Raw genomic sequence first — 13143 nt, forward strand, 5'->3', positions numbered from 1 at the left:
CGAGGGCATCGAGAACGTGGCCGAGGAGGTCGAGGAGCTGGCGGTCGCCGTCGAGCCGAGCCCCGAGCCCGTCGGGGTGAAGGAGGAGGCCAAGCGCGCAACGGCCGTCGCGACGGGCCGCCGCCGGTGCCCGCGGCGCGGTGGTCCGCGGCGGAGCGGGGAGCCACCGCGGGCACCGGCGGGGGAGGGAGGGACGTACGGTCCGGTCTCAGTCGAGGTGGAAGACCTCTTCGGCGTCGACCCAGCGCTCACCCTCGGCGGCCGTGTCGAGCGGCAGCTGGCAGGGGTCGGTGAGCTGCCACCACTGCTGGGTGGCGGGGTCGGCGGCGATGGCGGCCATGTCGGCCCGGTAGTCGTCACCGGTGTACTCGTAGTAGGCGAACAGCGTGTGGTCGCGCAGGAAGATCGAGTAGCGGGTGATGTGCGCGCGCCGGAGTGTGTCCAGCACGGCGGGCGGGACGGCCCGGTGCAGGGCGCGGTACCGCTCCTCCTGCTCGGGGCGCAGCCGGATGACGGAGGCGATGCGGCGGGGCTCGGCCACGGCGGTCACTCCTTGGTCGCGCCGGCGAGCATCCCGGAGACCAGGGCCCGCTGTGAGAACAGGAACACCACCAGCACCGGCACGATGGTGATCAGTGTCGCCAGGGCGAGTTCGGGCCGCATGATCTGGTCCCCGAGCCCGCTGGAGGTGTTGAAGACCGACGACGAGGTGAGCAGGTTGTTGAGGCCCACCTGCGCCGGGTACTGCGAGCTGTCGGGCAGCATCACGAACGGCAGGAAGAAGTTGTTCCAGTTGCCGACGAAGTTGAAGAACCCGACCAGGGCGACGACCGGTTTCGCGAGCGGCATCGCGACCAGCCGGAAGACCTGCCACTCGGAGCAGCCGTCCATGCGGGCGGCGGACAGCAGGTCGGCGGGGACGTTGGAGGAGAAGTAGATGTAGGTGAGGTAGACGCCGAAGGGGAAGAACGAGAACGGCAGGATCACCGACCAGATCGTGCCGTCCAGGTGGACCGCGTTGACCTCCAGGTACAACGGCAGCACCAGGGCCGCCGAGGGCATCAGCATCACCAGCAGGGTGACGGTCAGCAGCAGGTGACGGCCCACGAACCGGGTGAGGGCCAGGGCGTAGCCGGCGGGGATGCTGGTGACCAGGGTCAGCAGCAGCGCGCCGAAGGAGTACAGCGCGGAGTTCTTGAGCCAGGTGAGGACGACCCCGTCCTGGAACGCGTACAGGTTGTGCCAGGCCCGGGACAGGCCGCCGAACGATCCGAACGCGAACGGGCTGTCGCGCAGGATCTGTCCGTCGGTCTTGGTCGGCGCCAGCAGCAGCCAGACCACCGGCAGCAGGAAGAAGAGGGTGAACAGGCCCATGACGACGATCCAGGCCGTCCGGGCTGCCAGGGACCTGGGCCGCAGCCGGCGGAAGGCCGGCGCGGTGCGGCGGCCGGCGCCGGACGGGGCCGGCGCCGGATCGCTCGGGGCGAGGCGGGTGGTGGTGGCGGACATGGTGACCTCTGGCCTTTCAGTCCCGGTCGAACAGGCCGGCGCGGAAGACCACGAGTGCGGCGCAGCCCAGGCCGAGGACGAGCAGGTCGACGGAGAGCGCGGCGGCGCCGTTGAAGTCGCCGGCCTGGAAGGCGTACTGGTAGGAGAGCTGGTTGGGTGACCAGCTGTCGGGGATCATGCCCCAGCTGGCGGTGGAGACCAGTTGCGGTTCGACGAACAGCTGGGTGCCCGCGGCGAACGCGAGGATCAGCATGTAGGCGATCCACTTGGTCAGCATGGGGATCTGGATGCGCAGCGCGATCTGCAGGGGACTCGCCCCGTCGATCCGGGCGGCTTCCAGCACCTCGTGGGGGATGTTGTTCAGCGCCCCGTACATGATGACGATCCAGCCGCCGGCGCCGGTCCAGAACGCGATGACGGTGAACAGCACCGGCAGGTGGCCCGGGGCGATGACCTGGGCGAGGGTGTGCCAGCCGAAGGCCTCGAGGAGCCAGCCGACGGGGCTGGCCGCCGGGTCGAGGAGGATCAGCCAGAGCAGGACGCTCGCCACGCCGGCCAGCGCGCCCGGCAGGTAGAACAGGAACCGCAGGGTGGCCGAGGAGCGTCGCATCCGGCCGTGCAGCAGCAGCGCCAGCAGCACGACCAGGACCATCAGGACGGCCAGCCAGATCAGCAGGTACACCCCGATGTGCACGAAGGCCGAGCCGAACCGGAAGTCGGCGAAGGTGCGGGTGAAGTTGCCGAGGCCGACGAGCTGGCCGCGGGAGTTGGACAGGGCCAGCCAGACGGCGTAGCAGGTGGGCAGGACGCCGAAGGCGAGCAGCAGGACGACGTAGCCGGAGGCGAAGAGGTATCCGGCCCGTCCGGCGGGGTTGGTGGCGGTACGCCCGCCCCGCCGGACGCGCTGTGCCGGTGCGGTGGTCATCTGGTGCCTCAGTTGTTGACGGTGTAGCCGAGCGACTTGGCCTTGTCGGTGATGGCGGTCTGCCAGGGGCCCAGCGTGCCGGTGATGGTCTTGCCCGAGTTCAGGGCGGGGATCACGGTCGAGGCGTAGACGGCCTCCTGGCTGTACTGGGTGGCGGACCAGCCGGGCCACACGGCGTCGGCCGCCGCGCGGAAGGCGTCGCTGACGTCGGTGGCGAAGTAGCCGGTCTTCTTCTGGTTGGCCAGCCAGGCGGTGGCGGCCTGCTTGTAGGCGGGGTAGGTGCCGGCGGTCGCCTGGTAGTCGTCCGAGGTGGTCATCCAGGTGACCAGGTCGGAGGCGGCCTTGAGGTTGCGGCTGTGCGAGGAGACGAACCACACGCCGCCGCCGACGTTGCCGGTGTAGGCGGTGAAGTCGCCCTCGAACTTCAGCGGGGAGGCCGCGGCTATCTGCCCGGCGGGGGTCTTGAAGGTGGAGTTGAAGAGCGTCTGACCGTACCAGGACGGGCCGGGGAGCATCAGGACCTTGCTCGCCTTGTTCTTGATGAAGCCGGCGCCGAAGACGCTGTCCTTGGACACCGAGCCCTTGGCGATCAGGCCGTCCAGGAGCTTCGCCATGCGGGTGCACTTGGCGTCCTGGAGGTTCACGGTGACCTTCTTGGCGCCGCTGACGGTGCTGGCGGGGCACTGGGAGGCCCAGAAGTACACCTCGGGAGTCCACGGGTCGCCGGCGGTGCCGACCAGGTAACCGGGGTGCTCCTTGGCGACCTTCTTGCCCAGGGCCTGGTACTCCTCCCAGGTGGTGGGCACGGAGTACCCGAAGGAGTCCATGAGCTTCTTGTTGTACCAGAGGACGCCCTGGGCGAGGTCGTTGCGCAGACAGTAGGTGTTGCCGCCGACCGTGCAGGGCGCCAGGGCGTGGTCGGCGAATCCCTTGATGGTGGAGTCGGAGACGATGTCCTGGTTGAGCGGGGCGGCGTAGGCCTTGCTGCCCTGCGCGGCCCAGGTGACGTCGTTGTAGTTGGTGCTGAACGCGACGTCCGGCCAGCCGCTCCCGGTGCGGTCGAACAGCTGCACCTTGGTCTGGAGGTCGTTGGCGCCGTTGGCGTCACCGCTGTACGTGACGATCTTGAGCTTCACGTCCGGGTGCGCCTTCTGGTAGGCCTTCACCCCCGGGACGCGGGTGGCGTCCGCCCAGACGGTGATCTCGCTCCCGGCCTTCTGCGCGACGGGCTTGAACGCGCCCGACGCCGCGTCGGTGGACGGCGTGGGGTCCGCGCTGCCGCAGGCCGCGACGCTCAGCAGGGCCGCGGTGGACAGGGCCACCCCGAGGACACGTCTGGGGGAACGGGAGAGCGCGAAGGGAACACCGTTGTTCATGGCTGACCTCTTGTGCGAAGTATGCGGAGTATCGGGACGTCGAGCTGCGCTGATTCGAAGGAGAGTATGCTGATCGGCCGGATTGCTCAGGCTTTGGGTGGCACTACCGTTTCGTCGTCGACGTACGGCTGGAGTGCCGCGGGGTAGTCGAGTCCCGCCGGGAGGGCGACGCCCGGTCCCTTGGGTGCGTGCACCAGGCCGTTCTCGTCGATGCCGCTCTCCCGGGTGATCGGATTGCCCAGTACCAGGGACTCGTAGTACGTGTTGTTGGAGATCGCCATGCACAGGTGGCGGTTGGGGATCTCCGGTCCGTGCACCTCCGCGCGCAGCCGGTAGGCGTCGGCGAGGTGGGCGGTGCGCATGGCTCCGGTGAAGCCGCCGCGCAGCTGGGTGGAGGCGCGCACCCCGAAGGTGGCGGCGCCCGCCTGGATGAAGTCGGCGGAGTTCATGTGCGCCCCGTCGGAGGTCTCGGCGACCAGGAGCGGGACGGCCACCGCGTCGGCGAGGCGCTTGTAGGCGGTGACGCTGAACTCCCGCATCGGCTCCTCGTACCAGAGGAAGCCTGCCTCGGCGAGGGCGTGCCCGACGTGGATGGCGTCGGGCAGGTCGAAGCCGGCCGAGCCGTCGTACATCAGCGGGACGTCGTCGCCGACGTGCTCGCGCAGGGCGAGGCAGAGCCGGGCGTCGCGCCGGGCGTCCCCCCAGGCGTGCAGCTTGATGGCGGGGTAGCCGAGTTCCAGGGCCTGGTCGGCGATGTCGAGGTATTCCTCGGTCGAGGAGTAGGTGACCGTGGAGGCGTAGGCCGGGATGGAGTCGCGGTAGCCGCCGAGGAGCTGCCAGGTGGGCAGGCCGGCGAGCCGTCCCGCCAGGTCCCACAGCGCGGTGTCGACCAGGCCGAGCAGATAGAGGGGGAGTTCCTCGGTACGGTCCAGCTCCCACATCCGGTGCCACAGCCACTCGCGCTGCAGCGGGTCCTGGCCCACCAGCTCCTCGCGCAATACGCGGTCCAGGAGATCGGCGAGCATGACGGCGGTGCCGCGGCGCGGCGCCATGGCGACCCCTTCGACCCCCTCGTCGGTGCGGATCCGCAGGACCGCGGCCTCACCCTCGGCCGGGCTGCCGTGCAGTCCCTGCCTCCATACGAACGGCGGGTCGGCCGCGGGGACGCGGACGGGGTGGCTCTCGACTTCGGCAATGCGCACCGTGCGGTACCTCATTCATTCGTCTCTCCGGCGAAATGTTCGGGTAACGTAAGTCGTCATACGACTGCTGTCAAGGGTGTGCGCACGCTAGACTGAGCGGCGGCGATCCGACGACGAAAGGACCAGATGATGGCGCAGATCAGCACCGGCGAGGCCCGTGGTTCCGCCGAGCTCGCGCCCTGGCCCAGGCGGCCGGCCCGGCTCGCGCACGCCGTTGTCGAGGCGCTCACCGACCGGGTGGTCGCCGGGTTCTTCCCGCCCGGCTCGGTGCTGCCGTCCGAGCCGGAGCTGTGCGAGACCTTCGGCGTCAGCCGCACCACCATCCGGGAGGCCGTGAAGGCCCTGGAGGCCAAGGGGCTGGTCCACGCCCGCCAGGGCTCGGGAACCACGGTGGCCGCCCAGGAGGAGTGGAACCTGCTGGACCCGGTGGTGCTCGCGGCGACCTTCCAGCACGACGACGAGCTCGTCGTCCTCGACCAGCTGGTCGGGATCCGCTCGGCACTGGAGTCGCAGATGGCCGCCCAGGCGGCCGCTGTCGCCGACGAGGCCGACCTGCGCGCCATCCAGGAGGTGCTGGACCGCATGGACGAGGAGACCCGCACCCCGCAGCTGTTCATCGAGACCGATGTGGCCTTCCATGCGGCTGTCATGCAGGCGTCAGGCAACCGGCTGGGGCAGTCCATCGTCCGGATCGTGCACACCCAGGCACGGACCACCAGCCTCTACAACGGCACCCCCGACGAGAGAGCCTGCGCGACCGCGAACGCCGAACACCGGCGCATCGTGGAACGGCTGGCCGCCCGCGACGCCGAGGGCGCCGCCCGCGCCATGGCCGCCCACATCGAGCAGGCATGGCAGCGCCGCCGCTTCCCCGCCTCCCGCTCGTCGGCCGGCTAGGTCCGCCCGCCCCTGCCCACCGCCCCTGGTAGGGGACGGCTCGTCCGTCGCTGCCCTCCGGGGCCTGTCCGGACTGCCCGTGCCCGGGGGCAATGCCCCGCCGTCGCGTGCGGGGCCCGCGCGCTTCGGCGGATGTTGTGACCACGCCCGGCGCGGCCGTGCCCGGCGTCCCGCGTCGCGTGCCTGGCGCCCCGTGCCGTGTCTCATGCCTGGCGCGTCCCGCGTCGCGTGCCTGGTGCCCCGTGCCGGCGTCCAGTGTCCCGTGCTGGCGTCCAGTGTCCTGCGCCGTGCCCGGCGCCCCGCGCCGCGGTCATGCGGTCGCGGCGGTTTCCGGCGCGCCTGCAAACGGTCTGCGCAGCCGCGTGACCAGGTCGGTCGACGTCGGCTCGCGGCCCGGAAAGAGTGCCTTTCCGCCGCCGCGCAGCCGGCGTCGACGACCCGGCTGTCCGCCCGGGCCGGTCGACGGTCGTGGCGGGAACACGGGGAGCGATATCCCCTCACGAGGCAATAGATCCACTTTCCCGACGCTTCGTTCGCGTGCGTCGCCGAATGGACTTTCGGTATCAGGACGCTCTATGGCTAATATCAGGCCACCAACCGCTACTGCCTGGCGCGATCCCGTCACAGTGCGGCTGAACAGTGACGAGGAGAGTGTCTCGCGCGTGAGTGGATCGAGCAGGATCGGACGCCGCGGCTCGGGCGGTTCGCGGGCCGGCCGCCGACGGACGGGCCCGACCGACAGTCAGCCGTCGACGGCCGGTGAACGTCGCCTGCCGTTGCGCACGGTGCTGCTGGTGCTGCTGCTCGTGCCGAGCGTGGCGCTGGTCGCGCTGTGGGGCGTGGCCACGTACCAACTCGGCGACCAGTACCGCAAACAGAACGCCCAGCAGAACCTGAGCACGACCGTCGCCCCGGTGAACGCGGCCCTGTTCAGCGCGCTGGAGCAGGAACGACGGCTGACCGCGGAGGCGCTGGCCTCGCCCCGGACGGCCCGGGCGGCCCTGGTCCGGCAGCGCACGGTCACCGACCGGGCGGTCAAGGCCTTCCGGCCGCTGGCCTCGCTGGACACCGGCGACGGTCAGCGAGGGCTCCACGGCGCGCTCGCCCGGACGGCGAAGGCGACCGGCCGGCTCGCGCAGGAACGCCGCGCGGTGGACGCCGGCACCGTCGGCCAGGACCACGCGTTCGCCTACTACACGGAGGCCGTCGAGGCCAGCATCAAGGTCTTCGCCGTGCTGTCCCACGGCACCAACGGCGAGGTGACCGGCCTGTCGCAGGTCCTCTTCGACCTCAACGGGGTCATGGACATGATCGGTCGCGAGGACGCGCTGCTCGCCCGGGGCTGGGCGTCGGGCCGGCTGTCGGCCGAGGACTACGACCGGGTCACCGACGCCATCGGCACCCACGAGTACCTGCTGGACTCGCGAGTGGAGCCGAACCTCACCCCGGCGGAGAGCCGGATGTACGAGGAGATGACCGGCAGCAAGGCGTGGAAGAGCCGGGTCGCGATCGAGGAGCGACTGCAGGCCGCCGCCGGCGGCGGTGACGGTGTGACGCTGCCGCGGGCCCGGGACCAGTGGCGGGCCGCGACGGACGCCTCGGTCAGCGCGCTGAACGAGCTCACCCGCGTCCACTTCGGCGTCTCCAGCGCCGCCGGCGCCGCCGAAGTGGGACGGCTGCGGCTGTTCCTGTTCTCCGCCTCCGCCCTGGGCCTGTTCGCGATCGCCCTGGTCGTGCTGGTGGCCTGGCGGCTGACCGCGATACTGCGCCGACGGGTCACGGCGTTGCGCGACCTGGCGCAGGACCTGGGGCAGCGGCTGCCGCAGGTGGTCGCCCGGCTCGAACAGGGCGAGGATGTGGACGTCGACGCCGAGGTGCCGGCGCTCACCCCGGCATCGGACGAGTTCGGCGAACTGGTCCGGGCGCTGAACACCGCCAGCCGCAGCGCGGTGCAGACGGCGGTGCGCCAGGCCGAGCAGCACCGCGGCTTCGAACGCCTGCTGCAGCGCATCGCGCGCCGCACCCAGCTGCTGATCGGCCTGCAGCTGAAGAAGCTGGACGAGCTGGAGCGCAGGCACGAGGACCCGCAGCTGCTGGAGGGTCTGTTCGACCTGGACCACCTCACCGCCCGGCTGCGCCGCTACGAGGAGAACCTGGTGATCCTCGGCGGCGGCCAGCCGCGGCGCCACTGGCGCAAACCGGTGCCGCTGCTGGACGTCCTGCGCGCCGCGCAGGGCGAGGTGCAGGACTACCGGCGCATCGCGATCGACGTCGAGGGCCGGCCGTGGGTCTCCGAGCGGGCGGTGGGACCGCTGATCCACATCCTGGCCGAGCTGATGGAGAACGCGACCGCGTTCTCCAAGCCGCCGACTCCGGTCGAGATCAAGGCGGCGCCGGTCAGCCGGGGCATCGCGGTGGAGATCGAGGACCGCGGGCTGGGCATGGACGCCGAGCAGTACGAGGCCGTCAACGCCCTCATGCAGGCGCCCCCGCAGCTGGACGTGATGACCCGCGCCGACGACGTGCGCCTGGGCCTGTACGTGGTGGCCCGCCTGTCGGCGGGCCTGGGCCTGCAGGTGGAACTGCGGCCGTCGGCGTTCGGCGGCACCCGCGTCATCGTCCTCGTCCCGCAGGACCTCGTGGCCGAGCGGCCCCGGTCGGTGGCGGACGCCTCCGACAGCCCGTCGCCGGACGACACCGGTGCCGCCCTCCCGCCGCCGCGCCGGCCCGTCGACCCCCGTCCCGCGGACGGCTCGCAGCGCGCGGACGGCCCGTACGGCCTGCCGGTGCGGTCGCGGGGACAGGCGATGGCCGACGTCACGGCGCCCGCGCCGGCCCCCGCGGGCACGCCGGTCCCGCCGGACGCGCAGGCCGGGCCCGCCCCGCTGCCCCGCCGGACGCGTCAGGCCAGCCTGGTGGCCGAGCTGCGTGTGCCGACCCCGCAGGACCCCCCGGCCTCCCAGGCCCCGCCCACTGCCCCGGCCCGTTCCGGCGCCACCATCGGCGCCTTCCAGCGGCAGTCCCGCAAGAACCGCGCCGCAGGCGCCCGGCCGTCCGCGCCCGGCGCCGACCAGTCCGATCCCTCCACGACGGAAGACCGAGGATGACTCAGCGAACCATCGCCACCGACGCAGACCTGGACTGGCTCCTCGACGGACTGGTCGACCAGGTCGCCGGCACCCGGCATGCCGTCGTGCTGTCCGACGACGGTCTGGTGATCAGCCGTTCGAAAACCATCGAGCGCTCCGAGGCCGAGCGCCTGGCCGCGATCGCCACCGGTCAGCAGAGCCTGGCCCGTGGCGTCGGACAGCTCTTCCGGGGCGGTCCGGTCCACCAGGTCATAGTCGAGATGGCCGACCTGTGGCTGTTCGTCACCGCGGCCGGCCGGGGCACCCACCTGGCCGTCGTCGCCTCCCAGGAGGTCGACGCCGAAGTGATGGCGGTCGCCATGCACACGCTGGTCCAGCAGGTGGGCCAGAAGCTGGGCACCGACGCCCGCAGTCCGCAGCCCGCCCCGACCCCGCCCGCCGGTCCCGGGGCCGGCGCATGAGGCATTGGACGGAGGAGCTCGACGACGACGCCGACCAACCGCTGGTCCGCCCTTACACCATTACCGGCGGCCGTACCACCGCCGGCCGTGACGACCTGACCCTGATCACCCTGATCACGGCACAGCCCGTCACCGGCGCGGACACCGCGGCCGACCGGCAGGCACTGCAGCCGGAACACCGCACCGTCCTGCGGCTGTGCGCGCGCGGGCCGGTCGCGGTGGCCGAGATCGCCGCCGAACTGGACCTGCCGGTCTCGGTGACCAAGATCCTCATCGGTGACCTGATCGACGCCGGGCGAGTACGGGCCCGGCCGCCCCTGGCCTTCGCGCAGAACGGCAACCTCCCCGACATGACCATCCTTGAGGCGGTGAGAAATGGGCTCCGCGGGCTCTGATCCGGCACAGACGGCCCAGGCCGTGAAGATCCTGGTCGCCGGCGGCTTCGGCGTCGGCAAGACCACCATGGTCGGCGCGGTCAGCGAGGTCGCCCCCCTCCACACGGAGGAGTACCTGACCCGCGCCAGCGTCGGAGTGGACGACCTGGCCGGCGTCGGCGCCAAGACCACCACCACCGTCGCGCTGGACTTCGGACGCATCACCATCAGCGACGAACTGGTGCTCTACCTCTTCGGCACCCCCGGCCAGGAACGCTTCTGGTTCATGTGGAACGACCTGGTGCACGGCGCCCTGGGAGCGGTGGTACTGGCCGACACCCGCCGCCTGGAGGTCAGTTTCGCCTCCATCGACTTCTTCGAGAGCCGCGGCATCCCGTTCGTCGTCGCGGTCAACTGCTTCCACAACGTCCGCGACCGCACGCCCCAGGAGGTCCGCACCGCCCTGGACCTGGACCCGCAGGTCCCTCTCGTGATGTGTGACGCCCGCGAACCGGCCGACGGCCGGGAGGTCCTGCTCGCCCTGATCGAACACCTCATGGCCCGGCACTCGGCACCTCAGCCGACCGTCTGAACTGCCCCAGCGGGCTCACCGGGGCGTCAGCCGTCGGGCAGCACGGGCAGGCTCGTCCTGCCCGACGGCTGACACCCCCGCGCGTGAACCTCGCTGCCGACGCGGCCGGCCTGCGGCAGGGATACCGCCGGGCGAAGGCGAGTCATCGTCGCGCTTCCCAGAGGGTGTAGCCCTTGAGGTTTCCGAGTCTCCGGTAGAGGCCTGGGGACCTGGAAAGCTCGTACCGCCAGTCTCCGTCGGATCCGCCGTGCCACTGCACCGTTTCGGTGGCGGCCTGGATGAGGGTGCCGCCGGGTTGCCGGTAGGCCAGGGAGACGACGGCCCGTCGATCCGAGTAGCTCTCGAAGCGGAACCCGGCCGGCTGCAGCAGCTCTCCCGGCTCGGACGAGGACAGCCTGTCTCTCTCCGCATCGCGCTCGGTGCGTGCGCGGACGTAGCCGTCGAGGCCGTCGCCGTAAGCCTGCTCTTCGACCACGGCCTTCCACCGGGTCGCCAACGGGATGCGGACGCCTATCTGCAACGCGGCGAGGAGCGCACCGGCAGGGCTGTGCGCGTAGCAGCGCGCGATGTCTCCGGTGGTCCTCATCGGGCCCAGGACGGAAGAGACAGGTACGGCGACACCGTTGAACATCTCCCAGGAGACACCCTCGGGCGGGGCGGTCAGGCCGACGTGCCGGCCGGAGGGGCGTGTGGCCGGGCAGCCTTCGCGGCTCACCTCGGAGGCTGTGCCGGCCGTGGCCGGTGCCGTCGGTTTCTCACCTGTGGCTGGTGGCGACTGGCAGCCGGCGGCCGTCGTCGCGGCGAGCAGTGCCAGCGCGGGCCAGGCCGTGAGGCGGATGCGGTGTCGTGAGTCGGCCACGGTCGTCGTGTTTCCCGTCTTCGGGGCTGGTGTCGTCAAGGGCGGGTGGTTCAGCCGCCGATCATGCCGTACTTCTCCGCGGATCTCATCCGGGCGGCGACCGCAACGTCGCCCGCGCGGAAGGGAGTTCGGCGACCTGGCGGGCGCGGGCAGGGTATTCGGCGGGCGGCATGACGTAGCCGGAACGGAAGGCCCGGGTCACGTCAGGTGATGTGGCGCAGCAGCGCGGCGACCGCCGGTGGGGCTTCGCCTGGAGGGCGTACCACCATGATGCTCCAGTTCGGTGCGTGCCGGTCGAACCGGTACTGGGGCAGATCGGGGAAGCGGTCCGCGATCGACTTGGGCATGATGCAGACGCCCAGGTCGTTGCGGACCAGCTCGGCCGCCGCGCCGATGTCGTTCACCTCGAACGTGGTGCCGCGGTCGACGCCCGCGGCCCGGAAGGCCCGGTCGACCGCGTAGCGGATGGCCCAGCCGGGGGTGAAGTCCACCAGCGGCAACCGCGCGACGTCGGCGAGCCGGACCTCGCCGTTCGGTGCCGCCCCGGCGAGCACCCGCCGGGGCGCCGCCAGCAGCACCATGTCCTCGCGGGACAGCAGCCGGGTCGCGAGCCCCCGCTGCTGCTGGCGGTCCAGCGCCACCACCGCCAGATCCACGGTGCCCTCACGCAGCGCCTGCCGGATGTCGGCGACGGCCGCCTGCCGCAGCCGCACGACCACGCCGGGATGCTCCGCACGCAGCGCGGCCAGGGCGTGGTGGAGCCCCGCCCACACCCCCTGCATCGTGCCGACCGTCACCCGCCCGCACAGCTGCCCCCGTACGGCGTCCACGGCCTCCCGGGCCAGTTCGGCGGCCCGGAGCGTCGCACGGGCGGCGGGGACGAACGCCTCACCCGCCGGGGTGAGGGCGACACGGTGCGTGGTGCGGTCGAACAAGGGGGTGCCCAGTTCGCGTTCGAGGGCGCGGACCGTGCTGGACACGGCGGACTGGACCACGTGCAGCCGGCGTGATGCCGCCGTGAACCCTCCGGTGTCCGCCACCGCGACGACGACCTCCATCTGCCGCAGATCCATCATCCGCTCCCGGTCCAGCAGCGTTCCGTCCGGCGCTAGGGCGACCGGCGTCGATCTTCGCTGCATCGTACGAGGAAAGCCCGCGCACGGGCGGACCCGGTCCGCGGCCGTTCCTCAGGCGCGGACCAGCGGTGTGTCGACCAGATGCTCGGCCAGGAACCACGCCTGCCGTTCGCCGGTCCGGATCACCTGGGAGACCAGCAGGTCGATGGTGCCGTCGTCACCGTACTCGGCGGTCCGGGCGGCGGCGTCGTGGGCGTCGACGAGGATGGTCTCGTGGGCCTCGAGGAGCCGGGACAGCATGGCCGGCACCTCCTCCACCCCGTCCGGGGGACGCGGGATCGACGTGATCTCAGCGACGTGCCGGGGATCTCCCACCGCCACACCGCCCAGCGACTGGACGCGTTCGGCGAGGGTGTCGATGATCTCCAGCTGTTCGCCCGCGTGCTTGTCCAGGACCAGGTGCAGCTGGTAGAAGGTCGCGCCGCGCATCAGCCAGTGGTGCTTCTTGTAGAGGCCGTAGAGGATCTGCGTGTCCGCGAGGACCTTGTTCATGCGCTGACAGGAGTACATCCGCGCCTCGTAGGACAGGGCGACCGGGAACTGCTTGACGGTCCCGAACTCCTGGATCACCTCGCCCTTCTGGTGCAGCCAGGGCTGACTGCCGTGCGCGGATGGAGAGTTGGTGGTCATGGTCCGCCTCCTGCGGTGCCGTGCTGTTACCCGGGTGACGGTAGGCGCCCGGTCGGGGGGTGTGTTGACCGGCAGTGCATGCGGTGGTGCCCG

At 71.5% G+C, this 13143-nt stretch carries 13 protein-coding genes; 5 read left to right on the forward strand and 8 right to left on the reverse strand.

The genetic code is table 11. The features are described from left to right. Positions 1–208: 208 nt before the first annotated feature. The 5 genes from AB0G63_RS28845 to AB0G63_RS28865 form a co-directional block, all read right to left on the reverse strand. Positions 209–541, reverse strand: coding sequence for an L-rhamnose mutarotase (locus tag AB0G63_RS28845; protein WP_360755967.1), 333 nt, complete (start codon positions 539–541; stop codon positions 209–211). A 5-nt stretch (positions 542–546) separates the two neighbouring features. Continuing rightward, on the reverse strand, positions 547–1374 hold the full coding sequence (locus tag AB0G63_RS28850) for a carbohydrate ABC transporter permease (RefSeq protein ID WP_360756105.1): 828 nt from the start codon (positions 1372–1374) through the stop codon (positions 547–549). A gap of 151 nt (positions 1375–1525) precedes the next feature. Next, positions 1526–2434 (reverse strand): sugar ABC transporter permease, encoded by a 909-nt coding sequence (locus AB0G63_RS28855; protein WP_360755970.1) that lies wholly within the window; start codon positions 2432–2434, stop codon positions 1526–1528. Between the two features lie 8 nt (positions 2435–2442). Next, positions 2443–3810, reverse strand: a complete 1368-nt coding sequence (locus AB0G63_RS28860) for an extracellular solute-binding protein (protein WP_360755972.1) — start codon at positions 3808–3810, stop codon at positions 2443–2445. 86 nt (positions 3811–3896) lie between these two features. Further along, positions 3897–5012 (reverse strand): enolase C-terminal domain-like protein, encoded by a 1116-nt coding sequence (locus AB0G63_RS28865; RefSeq protein WP_360755975.1) that lies wholly within the window; start codon positions 5010–5012, stop codon positions 3897–3899. 129 nt (positions 5013–5141) lie between these two features. On the opposite strand from AB0G63_RS28865, the gene AB0G63_RS28870 reads away from it, so the two are divergent. The 5 genes from AB0G63_RS28870 (at position 5142) to AB0G63_RS28890 (ending at position 10425) form a co-directional block, all read left to right on the forward strand. Next, positions 5142–5909, forward strand: a complete 768-nt coding sequence (locus AB0G63_RS28870; RefSeq protein ID WP_360755977.1) for a FadR/GntR family transcriptional regulator — start codon at positions 5142–5144, stop codon at positions 5907–5909. A 662-nt stretch (positions 5910–6571) separates the two neighbouring features. Then, on the forward strand, positions 6572–9016 hold the full coding sequence (locus AB0G63_RS28875; protein WP_360755980.1) for a nitrate- and nitrite sensing domain-containing protein: 2445 nt from the start codon (positions 6572–6574) through the stop codon (positions 9014–9016). Continuing rightward, positions 9013–9459, forward strand: a complete 447-nt coding sequence (locus AB0G63_RS28880) for a roadblock/LC7 domain-containing protein (RefSeq protein WP_360755981.1) — start codon at positions 9013–9015, stop codon at positions 9457–9459. The genes AB0G63_RS28875 and AB0G63_RS28880 overlap by 4 nt, the downstream gene beginning before the upstream one ends. Next, complete coding sequence (locus AB0G63_RS28885; protein WP_360755984.1) at positions 9456–9854, forward strand: DUF742 domain-containing protein; 399 nt, start codon at positions 9456–9458, stop codon at positions 9852–9854. Before AB0G63_RS28880 ends, AB0G63_RS28885 begins: the two co-directional genes overlap by 4 nt. Beyond that, a complete protein-coding gene (locus AB0G63_RS28890) occupies positions 9835–10425 on the forward strand; it encodes an ATP/GTP-binding protein (RefSeq protein ID WP_360755986.1) in 591 nt (196 codons plus the stop codon). Before AB0G63_RS28885 ends, AB0G63_RS28890 begins: the two co-directional genes overlap by 20 nt. A 142-nt stretch (positions 10426–10567) precedes the next feature. Here AB0G63_RS28890 and AB0G63_RS28895 read toward each other — a convergent pair whose 3' ends face one another. From AB0G63_RS28895 to AB0G63_RS28905, 3 genes are all read right to left on the reverse strand, one after another. Next, positions 10568–11284 carry a hypothetical protein gene (locus AB0G63_RS28895; RefSeq protein ID WP_360755989.1) on the reverse strand — a complete coding sequence of 239 codons (717 nt, stop codon included), beginning with the start codon at positions 11282–11284 and terminating at the stop codon, positions 10568–10570. Positions 11285–11487: 203 nt separating this feature from the next. Beyond that, positions 11488–12423, reverse strand: coding sequence for a LysR family transcriptional regulator (locus tag AB0G63_RS28900; RefSeq protein WP_360755992.1), 936 nt, complete (start codon positions 12421–12423; stop codon positions 11488–11490). 48 nt (positions 12424–12471) lie between these two features. Beyond that, a complete protein-coding gene (locus tag AB0G63_RS28905) occupies positions 12472–13050 on the reverse strand; it encodes a DNA starvation/stationary phase protection protein (protein ID WP_360755995.1) in 579 nt (192 codons plus the stop codon). Between the last annotated feature and the right edge of the window lie 93 nt (positions 13051–13143).

It is taken from the genome of Streptomyces sp. NPDC020996, assembly GCF_040641355.1.
GTDB lineage: Bacteria > Actinomycetota > Actinomycetes > Streptomycetales > Streptomycetaceae > Streptomyces.

Excerpts from the sequence above, each read along its gene's own strand:
- AB0G63_RS28900 (WP_360755992.1), bottom strand. The coding sequence starts at position 12,423 with ATGCAGCGAAGATCGACGCCGGTCGCCCTAGCGCCGGACGGAACGCTG.
- AB0G63_RS28855 (WP_360755970.1), bottom strand. The coding sequence starts at position 2,434 with ATGACCACCGCACCGGCACAGCGCGTCCGGCGGGGCGGGCGTACCGCC.
- AB0G63_RS28860 (WP_360755972.1), bottom strand. The coding sequence starts at position 3,810 with ATGAACAACGGTGTTCCCTTCGCGCTCTCCCGTTCCCCCAGACGTGTC.
- AB0G63_RS28850 (WP_360756105.1), bottom strand. The coding sequence starts at position 1,374 with ATGGGCCTGTTCACCCTCTTCTTCCTGCTGCCGGTGGTCTGGCTGCTG.
- AB0G63_RS28880 (WP_360755981.1), top strand. The coding sequence starts at position 9,013 with ATGACTCAGCGAACCATCGCCACCGACGCAGACCTGGACTGGCTCCTC.
- AB0G63_RS28885 (WP_360755984.1), top strand. The coding sequence starts at position 9,456 with ATGAGGCATTGGACGGAGGAGCTCGACGACGACGCCGACCAACCGCTG.
- AB0G63_RS28890 (WP_360755986.1), top strand. The coding sequence starts at position 9,835 with ATGGGCTCCGCGGGCTCTGATCCGGCACAGACGGCCCAGGCCGTGAAG.
- AB0G63_RS28905 (WP_360755995.1), bottom strand. The coding sequence starts at position 13,050 with ATGACCACCAACTCTCCATCCGCGCACGGCAGTCAGCCCTGGCTGCAC.
- AB0G63_RS28870 (WP_360755977.1), top strand. The coding sequence starts at position 5,142 with ATGGCGCAGATCAGCACCGGCGAGGCCCGTGGTTCCGCCGAGCTCGCG.